The organism is Marinomonas phycocola (assembly GCF_047525455.1).
Taxonomy (GTDB): Bacteria; Pseudomonadota; Gammaproteobacteria; order Pseudomonadales; family Marinomonadaceae; genus Marinomonas.
Map to the genome: position 1 here is coordinate 140,143 of NZ_JBLIXL010000005.1, position 25,069 is coordinate 165,211.

At 43.5% G+C, this 25,069-nt stretch carries 22 protein-coding genes; 16 read left to right on the forward strand and 6 right to left on the reverse strand.

Annotated elements, in window-relative coordinates:
- Window positions 1–12 precede the first annotated feature (12 nt).
- Window positions 13–975, reverse strand: coding sequence for a hypothetical protein (locus tag ACMUMJ_RS05785; protein WP_414677843.1), 963 nt, complete (start codon window positions 973–975; stop codon window positions 13–15).
- A 146-nt stretch (window positions 976–1,121) separates the two neighbouring features.
- On the opposite strand from ACMUMJ_RS05785, the gene ACMUMJ_RS05790 reads away from it, so the two are divergent.
- The 7 genes from ACMUMJ_RS05790 to etfB all read left to right on the forward strand — a co-directional run bounded on the left by ACMUMJ_RS05790 (window position 1,122) and on the right by etfB (window position 9,885).
- A complete protein-coding gene (locus ACMUMJ_RS05790; protein ID WP_414677844.1) occupies window positions 1,122–1,586 on the forward strand; it encodes an Lrp/AsnC family transcriptional regulator in 465 nt (154 codons plus the stop codon).
- 414 nt (window positions 1,587–2,000) lie between these two features.
- On the forward strand, window positions 2,001–2,978 hold the full coding sequence (locus ACMUMJ_RS05795) for a dipeptidase (RefSeq protein ID WP_414677845.1): 978 nt from the start codon (window positions 2,001–2,003) through the stop codon (window positions 2,976–2,978).
- Window positions 2,979–3,016: 38 nt separating this feature from the next.
- On the forward strand, window positions 3,017–3,547 hold the full coding sequence (locus ACMUMJ_RS05800) for a DUF5943 domain-containing protein (protein WP_414677846.1): 531 nt from the start codon (window positions 3,017–3,019) through the stop codon (window positions 3,545–3,547).
- Between the two features lie 127 nt (window positions 3,548–3,674).
- Window positions 3,675–5,750 (forward strand): dimethylglycine demethylation protein DgcA, encoded by a 2,076-nt coding sequence (dgcA, locus tag ACMUMJ_RS05805; protein WP_414677847.1) that lies wholly within the window; start codon window positions 3,675–3,677, stop codon window positions 5,748–5,750.
- Between the two features lie 142 nt (window positions 5,751–5,892).
- A complete protein-coding gene (locus ACMUMJ_RS05810; protein WP_414677848.1) occupies window positions 5,893–7,818 on the forward strand; it encodes a (Fe-S)-binding protein in 1,926 nt (641 codons plus the stop codon).
- Window positions 7,818–9,107, forward strand: a complete 1,290-nt coding sequence (gene etfA / locus ACMUMJ_RS05815) for an electron transfer flavoprotein subunit alpha (protein WP_414677849.1) — start codon at window positions 7,818–7,820, stop codon at window positions 9,105–9,107. The genes ACMUMJ_RS05810 and etfA overlap by 1 nt, the downstream gene beginning before the upstream one ends.
- Entirely contained in the window at window positions 9,097–9,885 is a 789-nt protein-coding gene (etfB, locus tag ACMUMJ_RS05820; protein WP_414677850.1) for an electron transfer flavoprotein subunit beta, read from the forward strand. The genes etfA and etfB overlap by 11 nt, the downstream gene beginning before the upstream one ends.
- On the opposite strand, the gene ACMUMJ_RS05825 is transcribed toward etfB, so the two are convergent.
- Window positions 9,856–10,158 (reverse strand): hypothetical protein, encoded by a 303-nt coding sequence (locus tag ACMUMJ_RS05825; protein ID WP_414677851.1) that lies wholly within the window; start codon window positions 10,156–10,158, stop codon window positions 9,856–9,858. The two genes, etfB and ACMUMJ_RS05825, sit on opposite strands and share 30 nt — an antisense overlap.
- Entirely contained in the window at window positions 10,148–11,056 is a 909-nt protein-coding gene (locus ACMUMJ_RS05830) for an AraC family transcriptional regulator (protein WP_414677852.1), read from the reverse strand. Before ACMUMJ_RS05830 ends, ACMUMJ_RS05825 begins: the two co-directional genes overlap by 11 nt.
- 107 nt (window positions 11,057–11,163) lie before the next feature.
- On the opposite strand from ACMUMJ_RS05830, the gene ACMUMJ_RS05835 reads away from it, so the two are divergent.
- Window positions 11,164–11,370 (forward strand): hypothetical protein, encoded by a 207-nt coding sequence (locus tag ACMUMJ_RS05835; RefSeq protein WP_414677853.1) that lies wholly within the window; start codon window positions 11,164–11,166, stop codon window positions 11,368–11,370.
- A 57-nt stretch (window positions 11,371–11,427) separates the two neighbouring features.
- On the opposite strand, the gene ACMUMJ_RS05840 is transcribed toward ACMUMJ_RS05835, so the two are convergent.
- Both ACMUMJ_RS05840 and ACMUMJ_RS05845 read right to left on the reverse strand, forming a co-directional pair.
- Complete coding sequence (locus ACMUMJ_RS05840; protein WP_414677897.1) at window positions 11,428–11,994, reverse strand: DUF1097 domain-containing protein; 567 nt, start codon at window positions 11,992–11,994, stop codon at window positions 11,428–11,430.
- 177 nt (window positions 11,995–12,171) lie between these two features.
- Window positions 12,172–13,380, reverse strand: coding sequence for an aromatic ring-hydroxylating oxygenase subunit alpha (locus ACMUMJ_RS05845; protein WP_414677854.1), 1,209 nt, complete (start codon window positions 13,378–13,380; stop codon window positions 12,172–12,174).
- 236 nt (window positions 13,381–13,616) lie between these two features.
- Here ACMUMJ_RS05845 and ACMUMJ_RS05850 point away from each other — a divergent pair, with 236 nt between their 5' ends.
- Window positions 13,617–14,600, forward strand: a complete 984-nt coding sequence (locus ACMUMJ_RS05850) for a LysR family transcriptional regulator (RefSeq protein WP_414677855.1) — start codon at window positions 13,617–13,619, stop codon at window positions 14,598–14,600.
- Window positions 14,601–14,667: 67 nt separating this feature from the next.
- On the opposite strand, the gene ACMUMJ_RS05855 is transcribed toward ACMUMJ_RS05850, so the two are convergent.
- Window positions 14,668–16,455, reverse strand: coding sequence for a BCCT family transporter (locus ACMUMJ_RS05855; protein WP_414677856.1), 1,788 nt, complete (start codon window positions 16,453–16,455; stop codon window positions 14,668–14,670).
- 467 nt (window positions 16,456–16,922) lie between these two features.
- Here ACMUMJ_RS05855 and ACMUMJ_RS05860 point away from each other — a divergent pair, with 467 nt between their 5' ends.
- The 7 genes from ACMUMJ_RS05860 (at window position 16,923) to ACMUMJ_RS05890 (ending at window position 25,060) form a co-directional block, all read left to right on the forward strand.
- On the forward strand, window positions 16,923–17,891 hold the full coding sequence (locus tag ACMUMJ_RS05860; protein ID WP_414677857.1) for a dihydrodipicolinate synthase family protein: 969 nt from the start codon (window positions 16,923–16,925) through the stop codon (window positions 17,889–17,891).
- Between the two features lie 3 nt (window positions 17,892–17,894).
- A complete protein-coding gene (locus ACMUMJ_RS05865) occupies window positions 17,895–19,412 on the forward strand; it encodes an aldehyde dehydrogenase (RefSeq protein WP_414677858.1) in 1,518 nt (505 codons plus the stop codon).
- 113 nt (window positions 19,413–19,525) lie between these two features.
- A complete protein-coding gene (locus ACMUMJ_RS05870; protein WP_414677859.1) occupies window positions 19,526–20,878 on the forward strand; it encodes an NAD(P)/FAD-dependent oxidoreductase in 1,353 nt (450 codons plus the stop codon).
- Between the two features lie 73 nt (window positions 20,879–20,951).
- Entirely contained in the window at window positions 20,952–22,061 is a 1,110-nt protein-coding gene (gene gbcB / locus ACMUMJ_RS05875; RefSeq protein ID WP_414677861.1) for a glycine betaine monooxygenase reductase subunit, read from the forward strand.
- Between the two features lie 94 nt (window positions 22,062–22,155).
- Window positions 22,156–23,148: a LysR family transcriptional regulator gene (locus ACMUMJ_RS05880; RefSeq protein ID WP_414677862.1), complete on the forward strand. Its 993-nt coding sequence runs from the start codon at window positions 22,156–22,158 to the stop codon at window positions 23,146–23,148.
- Between the two features lie 355 nt (window positions 23,149–23,503).
- Window positions 23,504–24,757, forward strand: coding sequence for a sarcosine oxidase subunit beta family protein (locus ACMUMJ_RS05885; protein ID WP_414677863.1), 1,254 nt, complete (start codon window positions 23,504–23,506; stop codon window positions 24,755–24,757).
- 15 nt (window positions 24,758–24,772) lie between these two features.
- Complete coding sequence (locus ACMUMJ_RS05890) at window positions 24,773–25,060, forward strand: sarcosine oxidase subunit delta (RefSeq protein WP_414677864.1); 288 nt, start codon at window positions 24,773–24,775, stop codon at window positions 25,058–25,060.
- Window positions 25,061–25,069: the final 9 nt, after the last annotated feature.

The window sequence follows — 25,069 nt, forward strand, 5'->3', positions numbered from 1 at the left end:
TAGGGTATGGATTTACTCACTGATCTTTTTGTAAAAATATTTCAGGCAAACACATTCATCTATTCGCTTAATAACCAAGACTAAAAGGCTAACCACCAATAGTGAAAAGACAATCCGCCCCCAAAAAATGGTTGTGAAATTGGCACCAATTAACAGAATAAGTAAGGTGTCTTCAATTAAGCTATGAAGCAGGCTTAGCAACATCATGGAGACAAAAATATCTCTGGGTGAAATGTGCCCTCGCTTCGCTTCATTAATAAGCAACCCCCCGCCAAAAGAAAGTCCTAACGTAATCCCTATGATGGTTAAGTTAGTAGCGTCGCGGCTGATGCCTAGTATCGACAAAATGGGTTTCAACACGATGGCCATCAGCTTTTCGATCCCCAACCATTTTAATAGGCGAAGGAAGGTAATTAAGACTGCAATCACCACAAAGATCATGGCAAGGCTCTTAAGTTGATCGACGGCCCATGTTATATAGCTTGGGTCATGGGTAGGCACGTGTTGCCAAATGGCTTCAGCAGGGTAGTTTAATAGGTCACCTTCTTGATAAATTTGGTGAAGTGCCCAAGCCATTAATAAGCTTCCTCCAAGGCGAACCATCAATGTTATAACAATGCCCACCCCTGCTTTTTTTGCGACGGCCGTTTCCAAAGGCAAAGAATGAGCGAGCAACAACAACGTTCCAAGCACCGAAACTTGTGCCACGGTGAGCTCCGCATCAATGCTCATAAACACCACCAATCCCGCGTATAGATTAGTGACGATGGTTGCGGCCCAAACCAAGCCCATTTCACTGGGCAGCCCGACCAACGCCATAACTGGGCTTAACCATTGGCTAAGCAATACGATACCACCGAGTTCTTCTACGATTTTGATCATAATAATGATGGGAATCATGATTTTATAAAGTGTCCACGTCACTCCGAAAATCTCTTTCCATAATCCTGATAAAAAAGGCACTTGTGTATTCACCGTTGTTACTCCATAAAATAAGGGGTAAATTCTATATACACAGCAAGAAATATGTCGCTCAGTTTGATAGTAAAATGAGGGTATTATCTCTAATAATGACTTATTTAAGAAATAAATAAGTAGAAAAATGTCAGTGGAAGAAATATATGGAATTGGACAATATTGATCGAAAAATCTTAACTATTTTACAACGGACGAACCGCATCGCGAACGTGGAACTTGCTGAAGAAGTGGGCCTATCGCCACCGGCTTGCCATAAACGAGTTAAACGATTAAGAGACGAAAACGTCATTGTTGGCGATGTCTCCATTATCAATCCGGAATTAACGGGTAACAAACTGACTCTATTGGTTTCAGTCGAAATGGAGCGAGATCGCAAGGAAATGTACGACGCGTTTAGACGTGTCGCTAGCAAGGCCCCAGAAGTAACGCACTGCTATCAAACCACAGGCAACTACGATTTTATGATGATTGTCACGGTGGCCGACATTCAAGCTTTCGAGCGATTTGTTGAGCGAGTACTGCACACCGACGCCAACATTCGCAAATTCCAAACGTCCGTTTCACTGCGCACCGTAAAAAACACAACGGAGATTCACTTGGGTGAATAAGAGCTGAATGTTGGGAGACAGCGAATGGATGAAGGAAATATTAATGGCTTGGTTTTTCTAAACAATAAAGAAACCAATGCTCGCTCCTTGTTGCAATGAAATAGGAGGCGCGAGGTCTCTTATCTGCTAAAACATGCCTTGAACACCTTAAGTGGTGTGTCGTCGTTTTTTTGATATTCTTCTTTTTTCCTTGTGTTTCGTGGTCTGATAATCCCCATTCTGCATCTTCTCTTAGACTTTTTTTAGAAATGCTTTAAGTCACGTCGCTTTTGTTACTTGTCAAGTCGCTTTCAGACGCCTCCCTTTTCATTGAAAAATTAGACTTATTTTAATGTTGTACTTTTGATTGAAATAACGAGTTGAGTTCAATCAAAAGCACAACCACCTGATAAGTGATCTGAGAGGGATAAAACAATGAATGCGACAGAACTTCATAATGACTCCATCGTTATTGATGGTTTGATTTGTTCAAAATGGGACCGTGCTTTATTTGAAGACATGGCAAAAGGCGGCTTAACGGCGGCAAATTGCACCTTGTCTTTTTGGGATAATTTTGAAGAAACCGTACGCAATATTGTTGAGATGAACGGCCTGATTGAAGCAAGTGATGACCTGCTATTAAAAGTACGTACGACTGAAGACATCTACCGTGCGAAACGCGAAGGCAAAACGGGCATTATGATGGGCTTTCAAAACGCTCACGCTTTTGAAGATCAAGTCGGTTATGTCCAAGTGTTTAAAGACCTTGGTGTTGGCATTGTGCAAATGTGTTACAACACGCAAAACCTAGTGGGTACGGGATGTTACGAGCGTGATGGAGGCTTGTCTGGCTTTGGTCATGAAATCGTCGCGGAAATGAATCGTGTTGGCCTGTTGTGTGATTTGTCCCATGTTGGCTCTACTACCTCTAAAGAAGTCATTGATGCATCGAAGCAGCGTGTTGCGTATTCCCATTGCTTACCAAGTGGTCTAAAAGAACATCCTCGTAATCGCACCGATGAAGAGCTGAAATACATCGCTGATAAAGGCGGCTTTGTTGGTGTCACTATGTTTACGCCTTTCCTTGCAGCGGGTGTGAATGCAACGATTGATGACTATGTGGATGCTCTTTACTACATCTACAACATCGTTGGTGAAGATGCCATTGGCATTGGTACAGACTTTACTCAAGGTCATACTAATGAATTCTTCGAATATCTTACTCATGATAAAGGCTACGCAAGACGTTTAACGCGTTTTGGCGAGATTATTAATCCTCTTGGTATCCGCACTGTAGGCGAATTTCCAAACATTACCGATGCGCTATTACGCAAAGGGTTCACAGAAAGACAAGTTCGTAAAATTATGGGCGAAAACTGGGTTGATCTGTTAAAAGACGTTTGGGGCGCTTAACGCTCGTTAAAGAATTACACACTTTTTAAGGTAAAAAAATGACAGTACATGCCCCAGAAATGCCAATTGAAGTAAATGATGAAACCGGTGTTTGGACAACTGATGCACTGCCTATGCTGTATGTGCCGCGCCATTTCTTTGTGAATAACCACATGGGGATCGAAGAAGAAATTGGTGCTGAACGCTATGCGGATATTCTTTATAAAGCGGGTTATAAATCGGCTTATTACTGGTGTGAAAAAGAAGCCGAAGAGCACGGTCTACAAGGTGAAGAAATTTGGCACCATTACATGAAGCGTCTGTCTCAACGCGGTTGGGGATTCTTCATTACAGAAGAAATTGATGTCCCAGCGGGCACCGCAAAAATTCGTTTAGAGCATTCGGCGTTTGTTTATCAGTACGGCAAGGTGAATCGCAAAGTGGACTACATGTTCACGGGTTGGTTTGCTGGTGCTTTAGATATGGTCGCAAAAAATCTTGGCCATTCTGTTTTAACGGTTGCGGAACAAACTCAATGTGCCGCTGAAGATGGGTGTGACGTGGGTTATTTTGAAGTAAAACCACGCTAACTGTTTGTTTAGTTTAGTTAATCACGCTTGATCAATATACGTATAATTTACAACAAGTTCTGATCGCTAATGGGTGAACTTAACCTATTTAAACACGGATTAGCGACGGAGCGCGTGGAGTCCTCCTATGTCCCAGTTTGATGTTTTATTCGAACCCCTAAAAATCAATAATTTGACGATTCGTAATCGCATTGTCAGCACGGCTCATGCCGAAGTGTATGCAACTGATGGTGGCATGACAACCGAACGCTATGTGAAATATTACGAAGAAAAAGCCAAAGGCGGCTGTGGTTTAGCCATTTGTGGTGGTTCAAGTGTGGTGTCAATTGATAGCCCACAAAGCTGGTGGAGTTCGGTCAATTTATCGACAGACCGAATCATTCCACACTTTCAAAATTTGGCCGATGCAGTGCACAAGCACGGCGGAAAAATCATGATTCAAATCACCCATATGGGACGCCGTTCTCGTTGGGATGGTGGTGAATGGCCAAACCTAATGTCTCCATCCGGTATTCGTGAGCCTGTCCACCGCGCCACGTGTAAAACCATTGAAGAAGAAGACATCTGGCGCGTCATTGGCGATTTTGCTCAGGCAGCTCGTCGTGCGAAAGAAGGCGGCTTAGACGGTGTTGAGTTGTCGGCGGTACATCAACATATGATCGATCAGTTCTGGTCTCCGCGTGTTAACAAGCGTACGGATCAATGGGGCGGTAGCTTAGAAAATCGTATGCGTTTTGGTATGGAAGTCCTGAAAGCAGTACGTGCCGAAGTTGGTCGCGACTTTGTTGTTGGCTTACGTATGTGTGGTGATGAATTTCATCCAGACGGCTTGAATCACGACGATTTGAAACAAATTGCAAAATACTATAACGATACAGGTTTATTGGACTTCTTTGGTGTAGTGGGGTCGGGCTGCGACACTCACAATACATTAGCTAACGTTATTCCGAACATGAGCTATCCACCTGAGCCATTTCTACATTTGGCGGCAGGCATTAAAGAAGTGGTGGACGTACCTGTTATTCATGCGCAAAACATCAAAGATCCGAACCAAGCAAAACGTATTATTGAAGCGGGCTATGTGGATTTTGTTGGCATGACAAGAGCACACATTGCTGACCCACATTTCATTGCAAAAGTAAAAATGGATCAAGTAGACCAAATTCGCCAATGTGTTGGTGCGAACTATTGCATTGACCGTCAGTACATGGGCTTGGATGTGTTGTGTATTCAAAACGCAGCAACGTCTCGTGAATATAAGGGTATGCCTCATGTGATTGAGAAAACCCAAGGGGTGAAACGCAAAGTGGTGGTTGTGGGCGGTGGCCCAGGAGGGCTGGAAGCGGCACGTGTTGCGGCTGAGCGTGGGCATGATGTGACACTATTGGAAAAAGAAGAGGTTCTTGGCGGACAAATTACCATTGCTGCGAAAGCCCCTCAAAGAGACCAAATGGCGGGCATTACTCGTTGGTTGGCGATGGAATTGGAACGCTTAGGTGTGGACATTCGCCTAGGTACAGCGGCCAGTGCAGATATGGTACGTGAACTGAAACCCGATGTGTGCATTTTAGCCACAGGCGGCCTTCCTTTTGTTGATCAAGAAGCAGGTTGGGGGGCGAAAGAAGGATTAAGTGTCTCGTCTTGGGATATTTTGAATGGCAAGGTGGAGCCGGGCAAGAACGTGTTAATTTACGATACAATTTGTGAATTCTCGGGCATGTCGGCCGCGGATTATCTTGCGTCAAAAGGGTCCTTAGTTGAATTGGTTACCGACGATATCAAGCCGGGTGTTGGTATTGGTGGTACGACGTTCCCAACGTACTATCGTAATTTGTACGAAAAAGAAGTCATTATGACGTCTGATATGATTCTTGAAAAAGTCTACAAAGAAGGTGAGAACCTTGTGGCTGTTTTGGAAAATGAATACACCGGACAGCGTGAAGAGCGTGTGGTGGATCAGGTTGTTATTGAAAATGGCATTCGCCCAAGTGAAGCGTTGTATTACGAGCTCAAACAAGAGTCCTGCAACAAAGGGCAAATTGATAATGAAACGCTGTTTAACTCGGAGGCTCAGCCCGTGTTGGCGTTAGCTGAAAAAGGCGAACAAAACGAAATGATCTTATGGCGTTTGGGTGATTGCGTTTCTCAACGTAATACTCATGCCGCTATTTATGATGCATTGCGTCTTTGTAAAGATCTATAAGTTCAAAGAAATGCCTTCGTCTCGTATTGCAAAATGCAGGGTGAAGAGAAGGCATTGCATCCGTTTTTGGTCTGTTAATCAACAGAGTAGTAAACCTAAAGGGTAGCAAAGTGTTGCTCTGACTCCTGACTCAGGGGAAATTATGTCTTTTGAATGGTTACATCCTATCCTGATTGCGATCCTCTTAATTTTGGCAATTATTGGAGCGGTTCGTCGAGTAAACTTGTGGCGTGCAGGTCAATCGGATCAAGTGGATATTGTGGCGGGCTTATTGGCGATGCCAAAGCGTTATTTACACGATTTGCACGACGTGGTGGCGCGTGATAAGTACATGTCAAACACGCATGCTGCTACAGGTGGCGGGTTTGTTCTATCCATTATTATGATACTCGCGGTTCATCTATTTGGCACCGATAGCCAGCTTTTAGCATGGGCATTATTGTTGTCTTTGGTGGTAATGTTTGTCGGTGCTGTGTTTGTTTTTCGTCGTCGTATTAATCCACCAAGTCGCTTATCTAAAGGGCCATGGATGCGACTGCCTAAAAGTTTACTGATGTTTTCGGTTACCTTCTTTGTGCTTACTTTACCTGCTGCGGGTGTCTTGCCTGATGGCACGGGTGGGTGGTTGCTCAGTCTTGTTTTGTCTGTGTTAGTTGTCATGAGTTTGTCGGAAATGTTGTTTGGCATGACATGGGGCGGCCCAATGAAGCATGCGTTTGCTGGTGCTTTGCATTTGGCGTTTCATCGTCGTTCTGAACGCTTTGGTGGAGGCCGCTCAACAGGGTTAAAGGCGGTTGATTTGTCTCACTCTGGAGACGCGGGCCATACTCTGGGCGTTGCGAAACCAACCGACTTTAAATGGAATCAATTATTAGGTTTTGATGCGTGTGTTCAATGTGGTCGTTGTGAAGCGGTTTGCCCTGCTTTTGCCGCAGGTCAGCCGTTGAACCCTAAGAAACTTATTCAAGATATGGTCGTGGGATTTGCGGGCGGCACAGATGAAAACTATGCAGGTAGCCCTTATCCGGGCCGTGATGTGGGTAATGCCAAAGGTGGCGCAAACCATATCATGACCGAAGGGTTATTAGACGCGGATACTCTGTGGTCTTGCACGACTTGCCGTGCGTGTGTTGAAGAATGTCCGATGATGATAGAACATGTGGACGCGATTGTTGACATGCGTCGTTATTTGACAATGGAAAAAGGCAATACACCGAATAAAGGTGCTGAGACTCTGGATAACATGATCGCAACGGATAATCCAAATGGTTACGCGCCTACGAATCGTATGAACTGGGCAGCGGATCAAAATTTGACCTTGTTAAGCGATTGCAAAGAAACGGACATATTGTTTTGGGTATCCGATGGTGCGTTTGATATGCGCAGCCAACGCATCTTACGTTCCTTTGTTACCTTGTTAAAAACAGCCAAGGTTGAGTTTGCCGTATTGGGTGGCGAAGAGCTGGATTGCGGGGATGTTGCTCGCCGTTTAGGGGATGATGCAACGTTTCAAAGTTTGGCGAAGCGCAATCTTGAAACCCTATCAAAATACCAATTTAAACGCATAGTCACTACGGATCCTCATGCGTTTCATTGTTTGAAAAATGAATACAACGATCTCGGTTACGATGTATTAAACGATGTCGAGGTATTGCATCACACAACCTATTTAAATGAGTTGGTTCAACAAGGTCGCTTTACGCTTGATCCTTTCAAAGGTGGCACGGTGACGTATCACGACCCTTGTTATCTAGGTCGATATAATGGGGAATATGAAGCACCGCGTGAATTGTTACGTTCTCTTGGTATTGAAATCGCTGAAATGGAACGTTCTGGCTCTCGATCTCGCTGTTGTGGCGGTGGTGGTGGTGCACCGATTACAGACATTCCGGGCGAACGCCGAATTGCGGATATGCGTGTCGAAGATGCAAAAGCCACAAGCGCTGATCTCATCGCTGTGGGTTGCCAACAATGTACAGCGATGCTGGAAGGTGTTGTTGAACCGAGACCAGAAATAAAAGACATTGCTGAGATTTTAGTCAATCAATTGGTTGAGGAGGTGCATTAATGTCGGAACAGGATGATTTCTCTATCGTAAGACGTGATCCACGTGCGCAGTGGATTGCCAGAAACCGTTTGCATCCATTACATGATGCCTTTAGTACAACACAAGAAACCGACGTTCGTGGTCCGTCAGGGCTAGTGCGTAAAAATCTGCATAAGATTGGCTTCATTGGCCCAAATGGCATCAAGCGTATTGATCGATTGAAAGGCAATGGCATGCAAGCCAAAGGCCGTACTGCTAAAGTCGGTGCGACAAAAGCGGCACAATTACCACTACATCAAGTGGTCAAACCTGACTTTTATGTGGTTGTAGTGGCCGACATGGTTGGTGGGCGTTTAACCAGTCACGATAAAGATGTGATTGGTCAGGGCCACAAATTGGCACGAGAAACTGAAGCGGCTAAACCAGAGTCAAAAGGTGCGGTGTTATTGGTGTGTTTTGGTGAAATAAAAGACACAACATTTGAACAGGCTGGCGCGGACAGACTCTTAATTTTGGACAGCAGTGAATATCATGGTTATTGTCCAGAACAGCAAATAGCCGCATTAGAACAAGTTGAGCAAGAGTATCGTCCTGAATATTGGTTGTTTCCAGACAGTGTACATGGTGGCGCAGATCTTGGATCACGCTTGGCCGCACGTCTAGGAGAACGACCAGCGGTGCAAGCATGGACGGTTGATATCAATTCGACGACCAGTCGTGGCGCTGGTGGCAGTGTGGATATTACGCGTACTACCCCGAGACTGTTATTGCTTGCTGAAGAGTGTGCCAATCAGATTGATGAAACACGTCATGAAGCCCTACCAATTGCATTGAACACGGTGGATATTGTTACCCAACAGTTGCACGATGAAGGTCGAGTAGATGTGGATCCAAATGCCATACCGTTAGCTGAAGCGGAGTTTATCTTCTCTGCGGGCAACGGCATTCATAACTGGGATCAATTCCATTTAGTCGCACAAGAGCTGGGTGCAACAGAAGGCGCGAGCCGTGTGGCGGTAGACGATGGTTTTATGCCACGTTTCAGGCAAGTTGGCGCAACCGGAACGTGGGTGACTGCACGAGTGTACATTGCCGTTGGGATTTCAGGTGCTATCCAACATATGCAAGGTATTGGGCAATGTGACAAGGTGATTGCCATCAATACGGACGCAGGGTGCGACATGGTGAAACGAGCCGCACTAAGCACCATTGGAGACAGCGAAGCGATTTTAGCTGAGTTGCTTGTCTTAATTCGTGCGTTTAAAAATGAGCAAGGAACGGATGGAGAGGAGAGTCAGCATGCCGCTTAATTCTAATGAGTCATTGCGTATTGTGTCACTCATTTCCATTGGTAAACATCCTCAGTCAGGCCGTGAACGCCGAGCGGATCAAGATGCGCGTGCCGTTGAATTGGGCTTGGCATTATCCAAAGACCGTTTGACTGTTTTGCATGTGGGCGACGCAGAGCAGGCGGCTTTACGCCAGTATGCGGGTATGGGGTTGGATGAAATTCAAGTGTTAGAAGCACCATCCCAAGCGGATGCGTTGATTCCGTTAACCGATTATATGCAAGAGCACGCCCCTACTATTATTTTAACGGGTGTGAGAGCCGAAAGTGGTGAATCTTCAGGAATGGTGCCGTATCTGTTAGCTGAAAAACTGGGTTGGCCAATGGTGCCTCGTATTGCAGACATCGTATCCATCAATGATGGAATGGCAGAAGTGTTGCAAGCGTTACCAAGAGGGCAGCGTCGAGTCATTAAAGTGGCATTGCCATTTATTGCTAGCGTCGACACGGCGGCCCCTGAAGCAAGACAAAGTGCATTTGGCCCTGCTTCGAGAGCGGCATTAACGACACAAATATGTGCGGTAGAAACCGATGATGTTGCTGTGAAGTGGGCAGAAGCTCCGGCTCGTAAACGACCAAAACGTCTTAAAATTATTAAAGCTAAAACGGCGGCTGAACGCTTTAAAGCGGCAACGGCCAAACCGCAAGGTGAGTCTGGAAAAGTGTTGATCAAAGAAAGTGATCAAGAGAAAGCTCAAGAAATCTTGAATCTACTGGTCGAAGAAAAAGTGTTCAGATAAAAATAACGCTTTTTCAGGGTTGATAATGGAAATAACAAAGTCTTTGATGCTGAGTATGCAGCGACCAAAGTCTTTTTTATAGTCTAAAAATGTCCTTATCTTTCGATGATTTGAAATACTTGGGTAATGATTGTCCATTGTTTGTTGATCTTTACTGGCGTCAGGAAGTCGACCTGCTGATGACTGACAATACGATTTTGTATTAACCCCTGCCTCACCGACAAAAACATGGGATGAGGCGAAGTAATGATTCGTGCCGCGGCTATAAACCATCTCTAAAGTGTTTTGGTGAAACGCCATAGTGCTTATGGAATTGATTAGAAAACTCATAAGGTGATGCATAACCAAGTTCTATCGCGATGTAAGAAATTTGCTTAGAGCTTGAGCGTAAAAGTTGGCAAGCCACTTCCATGCGTTTGCGAACAAGATATTCCCGTGGAGATAATCCCATTTTTGCTTTGAAGCGTTTTCTAAAAGAGTCATATCCCCAACCATTTTCCTGACAATATTCGCGTAAATCAAAGCGCTCGTTATAGCGATTTTCAAAATGCTGACAAGCTGTGTTGACCATGTTGTCCTCGCTAAGGTGGTGCGCCTCTTGTGTGTTTTCTGGATCAAATAAGGACCGGAGCAACAACTGGTACTGCAAATACACATCTGGCAGAGCTTGATGTGAGGCAGTAGACAAGGCTGTCATGAGCTTTTCGATATCGTTCAAAAGCGTCTCATTAAGTGCAATCGAAAAAACAGGTTGGCTATTATTAATGATGTTCATAGAGCGTAAATATTGATAAAGCTCGGTATTGCAATCGATGTAATACTCCCTCCATCCTGAACCTGATATCACATGGGAAGAATGCACTTCATCTGGACGACGCTGAAATACAGAGCCTGAGTGTAAAGGAAACACATTACCTTTGTCGTCTATGAACTCACCTTTGCCCTCTACCACCACAACCAGTGAATAAAAAGGAAAGCAAACACGTTCATGAGTGAGGTAATTATAGGACTTGGTCATGTAACCACATCCAATCCAACTTGTTGTATTTGCGAGGGTTCTGGAATAATTGACAGAGCTGCCTTCTTGTCCACAAAGTGGCAGTAATTCACTTTGGTCAGGTAATTTGGCAATGTATTTATGCTCGTTTTCGGAATTGTTGTTTGTTTTCATAGTGCCACAGTTCTTCTCAATTAGCGTATCTAATTTATCATTTACCTTATTTTAATTTTTTTGGATCAGTCTATTCTATAGAAAGTATCTTATGAGGAGAACCTACTATGCAACAAGTTAAAAGTAATATTGATTCATTGATACAATTTCTAGAGCACTGGAAGCACCAAGGCCATAAGCGTAATAAATTTTCTCAATTAACATATCAATTGATTGATAATTGCCATTATTCCTATCTTTTGAATGGGTGTATGGAAAGAGGGCTGGAATTGTATCTTGTTGTGCCGATTCTTGCGTTTTGGATTTGGTTTTAACAGGAAACAAGAAGAGCGAAGCAAACGAGAGCTTAGTGTTTCGCTCTTTTTTTTAAACTAAGCGGATACAGGCGCTTTATTTCTATTCGCGTGTTTATGCAATAGATCGCCACCGTGCAACATCATGAAACCAAAAATAGCACCAAAAAATAGTGACATAAATGCCACGGGCCAAGCATGATCGGTCGCAAAAATGGCCGCCGCGCCAAGGAAAGTACCCGGAATGAATTTGAAAATGGGCAGTTTGGCTTGAATACACATCATAAAAGCAATAATGCCAGTGGTTAAATACGCACCTATACCTTCTCTGAAAACACCCGATAACAAAATAATAGCGATGGCCCATAACGCGCCAGATGCATTGGTTAGCCAAACGTAAGAGAGGGCTTTTAGCCCCTTATCTTGAGATGCGAAGTAACTGGTTGCGCCTAAAAAAACAACCCAACTTTCAATATCAAGTAGACCCGATAGCCAAACAATCAGAGCCGATAAAATGCCCGTAGTAAGCGAGGAAAAGAACAGAGGGCTCATAATGATGCCTATAAATGCAGAAGTGTGATTCATTCTTATGTGAAGCATTGATACCAACGCATAAGGTATGAGTATTTTCATTAAAGCTGACATTTTAGTCAAGAATGTTTTTCTTATCATTCAAATGAATGATGCCATCAAGAGAAGTGTGTGTTGAGGAGGGTTTTCTATCACAGTTCGAGCGGATAGCTCTGATTTTGATGGAAGTAAAAATAGAAAGTGCAGCCTAATACGAGAGAATATCAGGCTGTATACATTACATTTCCATAATTAGCTCAGTTTCTTTTTCAAGGTATCACAGTACCAATCAACAAATTGGCAAACGCCATTCTCAGCGATTTCGGAAAAAGGGCCTGGGATGTAAGACGGCGAGCTGACACCTTTAAAGGTTTCTTCCACCAATTCTCTGTCTTGGTTGTTGGTATCTACCCACACTTTTGTGAGTGTTTCGATGTCGTAGTCGACGCCTTCAACTGCGTCTTTATGAACTAACCATTTGGTGGTGACCAGTGTTTCACCTGAACTTAAAGGAAGTACTCTGAAGCTGAGTGCATAATCACCTAAGAAATGATTCCATGTTGACGGGTAATGGAAATACAAGAGTGCACCAATGTCTTCAACTTCAGAGTTATCTAAACGGCGAGTTACCGCTGGTTTACCTGACATGGTGTAACTAACTGCTTTTGCCGACAATGGGATACGAGTCATACGATATTGGCCGCCTTCATCCATAACGAGGCGGCTCGGTAAACCTGCTGCTTCACATTTATCCCAATGCGCAACAAGCTCAGGGTCGTCGTCACCTCCAACTCCCGCAACCGATAAGTTTTCTACAAAAGAGTTAAGTAGCTCTGGATGATTGCTGTCGCAGTGATAGCACTCGCGGTTGTTTTCGAAAACCAGCTTCCAGTTACCTTTTTCAAGTAAATCGGCTTCGTGTGCGACTTTGCAATCTTCTAAATTATGGGGTGCGATGAAAGGCGAAACATCGTTACGGAAATTTGTGAAGTCTGGCGCTTCTTCGGCAACACAAACATAGATAAAGGTATTGACCACTTCACAATGAACAGGCATTAGGTTGTGGTCGGACGCAATGAAATTGTCCCCCATGTTGCCTGCAAACAATAACTTCCCATCAAGGCCAAACGTCCACTTATGGTAAGGGCAAACCAATTTCGCCGACTTTCCTTTAGGTTTACTGCATAAGCGTGAGCCACGGTGACGACAAGCATTGTGAAAAGCTCGGATGTCTCCTTTGTCATCACGGATGATCACAACAGGATAATCACCCACTTGCAATGTCATGTATCCGCCTGACTTCACCAGTTCAAAGCTGTGACCTGAAAAAATCCACTCTTTGTGCCATATTTGTTCAAGGTCTTGTTGATACACACCTTCATCGCGATACAGTTCTCGTGTTAATGCGTGACGGGGTTTACGTAAGTGGATCAAATCCAACGTTTTGGTTCTGCTTGTCATTGTATTGCACTCCCATGACTCTACACTGTGATAGGCTTTCATTATTATGGCTTCACAAACGTTATTAGTGTTTTGACAAATATCGATGAAGAATGGATTTTTGATAGTGTTGAACAAAGCATATGGAGTTAAATAAGTGTATTTAATATATGCCTTTTCCATTAGTAATCCAGTGTATTGATAGGGACAAAATGGGTAAAGCGACTTTTTATTCGGGAAATTGAGTACTTGCAGTTATGGCGAAACATGTAGAACCCGATCAAATTTTAGTGAGAATGCCGTCGTTAAGGGCTGTAAAATCCTTTGTGGCGGCCGCAAAATATCAAAATTTTACGCGCGCTGCGGAAGCACTGTGTGTCACCCAAGCGGCAATCAGTCGCCAAATAAGAGAGTTGGAGTCGCACCTTGGCGTGACACTGTTTAAACGTACGGGTAGGGCGGTTGAGTTAACAGAAGCGGGTATTATCTTTTATGATGCAGCGCACCTTTCCTTTGTGAACATTGCTCAAGCGGCACAAAGAATCCGAAACGGCGGAGAGCAGAAGCATGAGTTGGTGATTTGTTGCTCGCCTGCATTTTCTGCATTTTGGTTAGCAAATCGACTGTGGCGGTTTTTTTCAGAGCATCCAGATATTAATGTTAACGTCGTTACAACCAACAATTTCTTACAAATGGAAACAGGCGTCCGTCCAGATATTTTTATTAATAAGGTTAGCGATCCCAAGGAAGGTTACCATTCAGAGCCTCTTTTCTTTGATTTGATATACCCTGTTTGTTCACCTCTCTACTTGGAACAACACCCTGAGATCAATAGGTTATCTGGGTTATTGCACACAACCTTGTTGAATTTAAGCCCTTATGGACGATCTCAAATTGCGGAGCATATTGATTGGCGTATCTGGTTTAACATTCAAGATTCAGAACTCGATTTTGATTTTGAAAGCGAAAGCCATGTATTTAATGCCAATGATTACAGCATGTTGATACAGATGGCTCTCAATCATCAAGGGGTAAGCCTTGGATGGCATCACTTAATTTCACCTATGATTGAGCAAGGGCTTTTGGTCAAGGTTGGTTCGCTTGAAACAACCTTTAAGGAAAAGAAGCATTTCTTAACGTATGAAGAAAGTAAGCAAGACAACGATGCGTTTTGTGCTTTTAAAGATTGGTTGTTGGATGAAGCTCAGAAAGAACAAACCTGGGTAGGGTTGAGTAGCTAACGCAAGCTAGTTTATAAGAGATAAAAACACATGCAACTGGAAGGTCACATGTGTTTTTAATCATCCATTATGAGCCATTTTTTATGTCGTAGAACATTGCTTTTGCAAGAGAAATACACATAAGAACCATAACAAACGTGAACGGTAATGCGCCTATGATCATCGCACTTTTAATGGCTTCTAGACCACCGCCACCGGCGATGAGCAATGTTGCAATCACCAGCGTCAGCAAAATCCCCCAGATGATTCTATGTAGAACCCCTGTCTCTTGAGCACCACCAGACATAATAGTATTCATTACCAAAATACCTGAGTCAGCAGAGGTGACTAAGAATGTCATAATCAACACAACACACATTATTGAGATCACTGATAATAAACCACCGGAAATCATATACTCTAAGGTAACAAACAGTTTGGCTGTTAATGATGCGCCGACGATAGAGCCTTCAGCAACGCCATTTAATTCCAAGTCAATGGCGGTTCCGCCTAATAACGTCATCCATACAAAACAAACGAGCGATGGGGCGATTACGGCACCAAGGATGAATTCTCGAACAGAACGACCCTTTGATATGCGAGCTAGAAATAGACCCACAAAAGGTGAAAAAGCAATCCACCAAGCCCAATAGAAGGTCGTCCAACCTGACTGCCAACCAAATAAACGACCGTCCTCGCCAGCATCGTATGCTGCAGAAAGTGTTGCTTCATCAAGTGTCGCAGCAGCAGGGAGTGCGCCTTTGAATGAATCAAAAGAACCCCACGCATTGGTCGCGCCACTGTAAAGCTCTGAAACAAAAGGGGCTGCTGCTTCAGGAAGAGCGGCGGCAAATGCTGCTTCACTTTGAGGGTTATAAGCATTAAACCCTATGGATAGGAAATGCATGATGTAATCAACAAACGCGGTCGCGTACGTTGTCATAGCAAACAGAAAGGAGCCAAAAATAACAAAGGTCAATAGCAAAACAAGAGAGAGTACTAGATTAAGGTTAGAAAGGTATTTGACGCCACGACCGACACCAGAAACAGCGGACAAAATTGACATACCCATAATAAGAATAAGAGCCGAAACCATCCCTACTGTCGAAGGAGCCGGTGCTTCTGTCTTGCCATTCATTAACCATTCTATGCCTGTAATGGAGTAGACGCCTTCAACAAATTGACTAATACCAAAACCGATGGTTACGGCGACACCAAGGATCGTCGCGATCACGCCTAATACATCAATCAGATGACCAAGTGGGCCATTAGCAAAACGACCCAGGATAGGTGTCAGAGCGGAGCGTATCGTTAACGGCATGTCTTTAGTGTAGGCGTAATACGCTAGACTTAGCCCAGTAACAACATAAATTGCCCATGCATGGAAACCATAATGTAAAAAAGTAAAACGAAACGCCGATTCGATGGTTTCTGACGCACTGCCAGTGACTGCACGAGAGACAATTTCAGGGTTTGATCCCCATAAGCTAAGTGGTTCAGCGGTTGCATAAACCATTAGACCTACACCTAACCCGGCACCGAACATCATAGAGAACCATGAGAAGTTGGAGAACTCGGGTTTTTCACCCACAGGCCCTAAAACTTTATTTCCGGTACTTGGTAATATCGCCAACATAAATAGGAAGATAGCAAATGCACCGACAGCCACGATGTAAAAGGAATTGAAGCCTCCTAAAATTGACCATTTCCAAGAGCCTAATTGACTGTCTGCAGATGCAGGCCAAATAAGAGTCCATAATACTAAAAGCGTTATAAATACTTTACTGAGTAAAGCAATGGGTAAACTGTACCCTTTATAAAAGCCTGTTTTTTCAACGGGTATATCAATATCCGTAAACGGTTCATTTGTAGACATGTTTTTTCCTCTAATAATATTTTATACAAGAAAAAATTATGCTTTTTTAAAACATAACATTGGTTTTTTATAATATAAACACGCTATTTTTTAATTATTTTCAAATAACAGAATATTAATATGCATTATATTTTATCGAAAACCAATGCTTTAAATTACCATGATTTTTCAAAATATAAGGCGATATATTTAATTATAGGCTGATGTTAAGCATTTTTTATAAGGCTTTTGTCTTTTTAAGTTTTTGTTTTTAAATGGATAAAAAAATAAATGTTTGTTTTTTTGTTTTTTTCATGTGATTTTTGAGAAATATTTCAACATTATTGATAACTTGAAGTTATGTTTATTCCTTTGAAAAAGTTGATTGTGAAAGGCTCTTTGGGATCGTTACTATTTTATGAAATTTGGATGGCACATTTAATGTTTTTTTTTCGTTCAAAATAACAACGATGGCGAGGGTAATTTCTATGAACTTCGAAGGTATCTATACACCGTTAATTACTCCGTTCAAGAGTGACTATTCAATTGATTATGACGCGTATGCAATCCATGTGAAATATCTTTTGGATTCGGGTGTTCAAGGGTTAATGATCGGTGGAACAACGGGGGAATATTATGTTGAAAGCCATGCAGAACGAGTTGAGCTATTGAAAATAGCTCGTCAAATTTGCGGTAATAAGCTGCAGATTATTTTTGGTACAGGCTCTCTTGATCCCAATGCGTCAATTAAGTTAGCAGAAGATGCGGCTAAATATGAGGCCGATGTCATTGTAGTCGCGACTCCTCCTTATTCATTGCCAACTCAAAAAGAGCTTGCATTGCATGCTCTTGATGTCGATCGCGCAGCGAACTTACCTGTGATGCTTTATAACTATCCAGATCGTATGGGCGTTAATATGGAAGAAGAGTTTCTTAATCGAGTCGGTCGTTCTGCAAACTTTTGCGGTATTAAAGAAAGCTCTGGCGATATTAACCGCCTGCATCTTTTGGCACGTGATTATCCTCATATTCAAATCGCCTGTGGTATGGATGATCAAGCATTGGAGTTTTTTGCTTGGGGTGCGCGTAGTTGGGTTTGTGCAGGTTCTAACTTCTTACCAAAAGAACATTTAGCACTTTATCAGGCCACGGTACTTGAAAACGATTTCCAAAAAGGTCGACGTATCATGTCATCGATGATGCCGTTAATGCGAGTGTTGGAGCAAGGTGGCAAGTTTATTCAAAGTGTTAAGTACGGCGTTACCTTAGATGGTCGTGTTTCTGGTGAAATGCGAAAACCTCTACGAGGGTTAAATCAGGAAGAAAAACGCGCCATGGATCAAGTGGTAAAAACACTTAAAACAGCCATTGCTAGTATCGACGCAGGAGTACCGGAACCACTGCTTAATAACGTGAAAGAAAGTGTGACTAACTTACAAACTAAGGCGGGAGAATAAGCCATGTCAGATTTATTAACTCTTGAAGAATATAAAGCCATTGCTGCGGATTTAGCCCCACCTTCAATGAGCTTTATAGATGGCTCCTTTCGCCCTTCTGTAAGCGGTAACACCTTTGAATCAGTGAACCCTGCCACAGGGGATGTATTAGCCCATGTGGCGTCTTGCAACTCGGATGATGTGGACTTTGCGGTTAGCAAAGCCCGTGATGCTTTTGAAGACGGCCGTTGGAGCAAACTGCACCCAACTGAACGTAAAGTGGTTTTACGTAAGTTATGTACGTTGGTAAAACGCAATAGTCGCGAGTTAGCTGTATTGGAAAGCTTGGACTCAGGAAAGCCTATTGTGGATTGTGAATCCATCGACATTCCTGAATTCATTCATACATTGACTTGGCATGCTGAGTTAGCTGATAAAATTTATGACCAAACAGCGCCTGTTGGCAGCGATGCGATTGGCATGGTTGTACGTGAACCTGTAGGGGTCGTGGGTGCGGTATTACCGTGGAATTTCCCATTACTTATGCTGGCTTGGAAAATGGCGCCTGCGCTAGCAGCAGGTTGCTCTATGGTGATAAAACCGGCCATGCAAACGTCTTTAACTGCGTTACGTATTGCTGAATTGGCATCTGATGCGGGCTTGCCTCGTGGTGTTTTAAACATTGTGACGGGTTCTGGTTCTGAAGTGGGTGAGCCACTTGGGAAACATATGGATGTCGACATGGTGGCATTCACAGGATCAACCACAACAGGGCGTCGTTTCTTGCGCTATTCAGCGGATTCTAACTTGAAGACTGTGGTTCTTGAATTGGGTGGAAAGAACCCTTGTATTGTCTTAGATGATGCGGAAGAGCTTGATAAAGTGGCCTCACAAGTGTGTGCAGCAGCATTCTGGAATATGGGGGAAAACTGTTCAGCAGGATCACGTTTAATTGTTCAAAGCGGCATTAAGGACGCTCTATTAGAACGTATTAAAGTGCATTCAAGAGAATGGAAAGTAGGCGACCCTCTAGATCCAAGTAACCAGCTTGGCGCGATGATTGACAGGGGACACTTCTCTAAAGTGGCAAGCTACTTAGAGGAAGGTAAAGAAGCCGGTTATGGATTGGTGTTAGGTGGTGAAACTCGTGATGGTGTATTTATTCAACCAACTGTGTTTGATGGTGTTTTAAACAGCGACAAAATGGCTCAAGAAGAAATATTTGGTCCAGTTCTGTCTGTTATCACAGTGGAAAGCTATGAGGAAGCAATTCGAATTGCAAACGATTCCGAGTATGGGTTAGCCGCGTCAGTGTTCACAGCAAACGGTAAAAAAGCACTGCGTGCAGCGCAAGCGATTCGTGCGGGTACAGTAACGGTGAATTGCTTTGGTGAAGGCGATATAACCACACCATTTGGAGGTTATAAGCAATCGGGCTTTGGAGGGCGTGATAACTCCATTCATGCACACGATCAATACACCGAATTGAAAACAATTTGGGTCGATCTAAGTGACGATGCTGTAGATGGTTACACAGACTAGTTGAGGCGCTGTTGATTGCGCAAAACGATAAAGACACCATACCGGATAGGGGTAAATTGCCTTGAGGGTGTGGCTCTTTTTAAGGTGTTACCGGATCTAGCTGAGAAAACAATATGGCTAATAAAACAATTAATGTCACTAAGCTGCCGAAAGATCCCGGCCCCGCGGCATGGAATACTCTAGTTAAGGAAGCGTCTCGTTATCCTGAACTAACAGAAAATATAGATGTTGATTGGGCCATCGTTGGCGGTGGTTTTGCTGGTTTGTCAGCGGCTCGAAGGCTGAGCCAATTAGTTGGCAATAAAGAAAAAATAGTCGTACTTGAAGCAAAATGCATTGCAGACGGGCCAGCTGGTAGAAACAGCGGCTTTATGATTGACTTGCCTCATGAATTAAATTCGGAAACCTATGTTGGAACACATGATAAGGATCGACGACAAATCCGTCTGAATCGTGCTGCAATTGAGTTTTCGCGTGAAATGGCTGAAGAGTACGTCATGGAAAAAGCCGTCTTTGATGCATGTGGAAAAATTACAGCGGCGGCATCAGAGAAAGGCATAGCTCATATTCGCAGTTACCGAGAGCATTTGGATGCCCTTGGTGAGCATTATGAATTAAAAAATGCCTCTGAGATGAAAGATTGGACTGGCAGTGAATTTTATCGTGAGGGGCTGTTTACACCGCACTCCGTTATGATTCAACCTGCCGCATTTATACGCTCTGTAGCGAATGGTTTGAGCGATAGAGTGTCTTTTTTTGAAGCCAGTCCTGTTGTTTCCATGGGATTAGGCGATGTGCACACATTAACAACACCTCGTGGAAGTGTGCGAGCGAAAAACGTTATTCTGGCTGTGAATGGCCATATTCAATCATTTGGTTTCTTCCCTCGTCAGTTATTGCATGTCTTTACTTATGCATCTATGACAAGAGACTTAACAGAAAACGAAGTACATAAATTAGGAGGACGCCCAGATTGGGGCGTACTGCCTGCGGATCCAATGGGCACCACTGTTCGACGTTTCTCTAATTATAAGGGCAGTGGTGATCGAATCGTTGTTCGGAACCACGCCACGTTGAACCAATCGATTGAAGTCAATGACAAAAGTATGAAACGCGCAGCCCTATTGCAAGAGCGCTCTTTTGCAGCTCGCTTCCCTATGCTTGATGAGGTCAAGATGGAGCACCGCTGGGGTGGGCGATTATGCTTGTCGTGGAATTCCATGCCGGCTTTTGGAGAGGTGGAGACACGAGTGTGGTCTGCCTGTTGCCAAAACGGATTAGGAACAGTGAAGGGGACCTTATCTGGGATGATGGCTGCGGAATTAGCTGTTCTGGGAACGTCTAGCTTGCTGAATGAGTTTTTAGATTATCAAGCTCCGAAGACATTGCCTCCAGAACCATTTTTATCCCTAGGGGCCAACCTCACTATACGTTGGAAAGAATGGCAATCTGGTATTGAACTTTAACTTGGAGACTTCTAGCTCAGTCGATGTGGTAGAGCATAGATTGATATCGATTGTGAGTTAAATAGGAACAAATATGAGCGAATTAAATACCACTGACTTTTTAGACCCTATGGTATTCCAGCGATGGATAAATGGGCGTCATTTAGTGCGATGTTTAAAAGTCATTGCTGAAACACACGATGTGACGACGTTTACATTTAACATGAATCACCCAGTGCTATTTTTATATAAGCCTGGACAATTTGTCACATTAGAGCTTGAAATAGATGGCGAAAGGGTGATGCGCTCTTACACGATATCTAGCTCTCCATCGATACCTTATAGCTTTTCTATTACAGTAAAGCGTGCTCCTGGAGGATATGTTTCAAATTGGTTGCACGATAACTTGCGGTCAGGTGATCAAATTGCGATCCATGGGCCTGTGGGACGATTTAATTGCATGGATTTTCCGTCGGATAAAGTACTTCTTTTATCTGGTGGCGTTGGCATCACGCCCATGATGTCCATGGCACGTTGGTGGTTTGATACTGATTCAAGTGTCGATATGGTTTTTGCACACAGTGCCCGCACACCAAAAGATGTGATTTATAGCCATGAATTGGCTTACATGTCGACTCGTATTGATACGTTCAAGTTGCATCTAATTTGTGAAAAAACCGAAATAGGGCAAGCGTGGAATGGTTATCGAGGCCATCTCGATATTCACATGTTAAAACTGATCGCGGAGGATTATCAAGACAGGGAAATCTTTTGTTGTGGCCCTGTGCCCTATATGACCGCGGTTAAAAAAATGCTTGAGGAAAGCGGCTTTGATATGAAGCGCTATCATGAAGAGTCATTTGATGCGACGCCAGAAAAAGACGTTGCTTTGGCAGAGAAGCACGCCAATATGGCTGAAATCCAAGATCAACAGCCTAAAGAGTTAGTTTTCTTAAGCTTTGCCGATTCGGACGAAACCATTGAAGTAGATCGTGGGATGAATTTGAATGAAGCGGCGATCAGTGCGGGGGTGAACATTTCAAAAGCCTGTGGAATCGGCATTTGTGGAGCCTGCCGTGTGAAAGTCATTTCTGGAGAGTTTGACATGTTGCACAGTGGTGGCATTAGCGACGAAGAGATCGAAGACGGTTACATTCTTTCTTGTTGTACCAGCATTCAAAGTGACATGAAAATCGAGTACTAAATAACGACTAATGAGATCGGTGATCATGTCTATTTTGTCAAATAGTCGTGGCCAAACTCACCAAGTCTTTTGAGAATAAAGGAGGGTTTTAGCCATGGTAAAGCATGTTGAACCCGATCAGATCTTAATTAAAATGCCTTCATTACGAGCTGTGAAAGCGTTCGTTGCAGCGGCCAAGTATCAAAATTTTACCCGAGCAGCAGAAGCGCTTTGTGTCACTCAAGCGGCCATAAGTAGGCAGATTAGAGAGTTAGAATCTTTTCTTGATGTTGAGTTATTTAAACGATCAGGTAGGGCAGTAGAATTAACTGAGGCAGGGGTTACTTTTTATAATGCAGCCTATTTATCCTTTGTTAACATTGCTCAAGTATCTCAGCGTATTCAAAATAATAAAAAGGGCAAACAAGAGTTGGTCATTTGTTGTTCCCCCGCTTTTTCGGCTTTTTGGTTGTCGACGCGGTTGCCTAGTTTTTTTGCTGAGAACCCTTACATTGACGTGAATGTGGTAACAACCAGCAACTTCTTGCAAATGGAACCTGGTGTTTACCCTGATATTTTCATCAATAAAGTCAGCGACCCTCGGGAAGGGTACCATTCAATTCCATTGTTTTATGATTCAATTTATCCGGTTTGTTCGCCTCTGTATTTAAAACAAAATCCAGATATCGCGACATTAGAGGGATTGACCAATGCGACCTTATTAAACTTAACGCCATATGGGCGCTCTCAAGTAGCAGAACATGTGGATTGGGAAGTTTGGTTAGATAGCCAAGCGGGTGGAGGTGAAATTCGTCTAAATAGAGATCGCCATCTATTCAATGCGAATGATTACACCATGTTGATTCAAATGGTGTTAAATCATCAAGGGGTCAGCCTTGGTTGGAACCACTTAGTCGTACCTATGATAAAGCAAGGATGGTTAGTTCGCGTTGGAGAGGTTGAGTCTGTTTATAAAGAAAAGTTGCATTATTTAACGTACTCAGAAAGTAAGCAAGAGCATGAAGCTTTTTGTGTGTTTAAGAAATGGTTTTTAGATATTATACAGGAAGAAAAAACGTGGATAGGTCATGTTTCTTCTAATACATAAAATCCATTTTCGTAGAAAAAAATTCCCTCTTCAGTCGCTTCATACGCAACTTTTTTTTCTGCTAAAAAGTCCTTGTATGTCGTGTCTACGCAATAGGGAGTCGTGTGCAAGCATAGATAAGAAAGGTGTAAGCGCTATATTAGATCAAACTTGCTAAATGACTATTTAAAATACAATGAGCTTCCCAGAGCGTCTTTTTATTGTCTCAGGTTGATAAAACTCCCTTAAAAGTAAAAACGTGTAAAAGCGTTGTATGCCGATTACTCCGTGTATCGCTAAACAGCATCGCTAATTTGTATAAGAACAGAAGCCGCTTTAATGGGTATAAGTGGCGGCTAAAACAGGAGCTGACGATATGCAGCGTTATTCAGGGTTTGGGTTACTAAAACACAGTTTTACACACCATGAAAATTGGCAGCGTACATGGCGTAATCCTACGCCTAAGAAAAAATACGATGTGATTGTCATTGGCGGCGGCGGTCATGGTTTAGCGACCGCATACTACCTTGCGAAAGAGCATGGCGTAACAAACGTAGCCGTTATCGAAAAAGGTTATTTAGGCGGTGGTAATACAGCCCGTAATACAACCATTGTTCGATCAAACTACTTATGGGATGAATCCGCTCACTTATATGAGCATGCAATGAAACTATGGGAAGGGTTGTCGCAAGACTTGAACTATAATGTCATGTTTTCTCAGCGAGGCGTATTGAATTTAGGTCATACCTTACAAGACATGCGAGATATTGAACGTCGCGTAAATGCCAATCGTTTAAACGGCATCGACGGTGAAGTTCTGGACCCTCAGCAAATCAAAGAAATCGTGCCGCACATGGATTGTTCGCAAAATACACGATACCCAATAATGGGTGCATCATGGCAGCCGCGTGGGGGCGTTGCTCGCCATGATGCCGTTGCTTGGGGATTTGCTCGGGGTGCAGACTCTTTGGGTGTTGATTTGATTCAACAAACGGAAGTGACGGATCTGATTATTGAAGATGGCACGATTACGGGTGTAAAAACCAATCGTTATGGTGACATTATGGCAGACCGCGTTGGGTCTGTTGTCGCGGGTAACTCCAGTGTGATTGCTAAAATGGCAGGTTTTGAATTGCCATTAGAATCGCATCCATTACAAGCTTTGGTATCTGAGCCAATCAAACCGATTTTAGATACGGTAGTGATGTCTAACCATGTGCATGGATATGTCAGTCAATCAGACAAAGGCGATTTGGTGATTGGCGCTGGTATCGATGGCTATAACGGTTATGGTCAACGCGGGTCGTATCCAACGGTTGAGCATACGGTACAAGCCATTGTTGAGTTATTCCCAATATTCAGTCGTGTTCGTATGAACCGCCAATGGGGTGGAATCGTGGACACATGCCCAGATGCCTGCCCGATTATTAGTAAGTCTCCAGTGAAAAATTTGTTCTTTAACTGCGGTTGGGGAACGGGTGGCTTTAAAGCAACCCCTGGCTCGGGCAACGTTTTTGCGGCGTCTCTGGCGAAAGGTGAAATGCACCCAATGGCGGAACCTTTCTCTATGTTCCGTTTCTATGATGGTGCCTTGATCGATGAACATGGTGCCGCTGGCGTAGCGCATTAATAGGAGCTGATAAATATGTTTCATATCTATTGTCCGCATTGCGCGGAATACCGTGAAGAAGAAGAGTTTCATGCAGCAGGTCAGGCGCATCTTCCTCGTCCTCTTGACCCTGATGCTTGCACTGATGAAGAGTGGGGCACGTATCTTTTCTTCCGTAAAAACCCACGTGGTATTCATCATGAGTTATGGGTTCATGCAGCTGGGTGTCGTAAATTTTTCAATATGACACGCGATACCCAAACGTATGAAATTAAAGAAGTTTACAAGATCGGCGAACAGCCATCTATCGTCGCTGAAAAGTAGGAGCGGAAT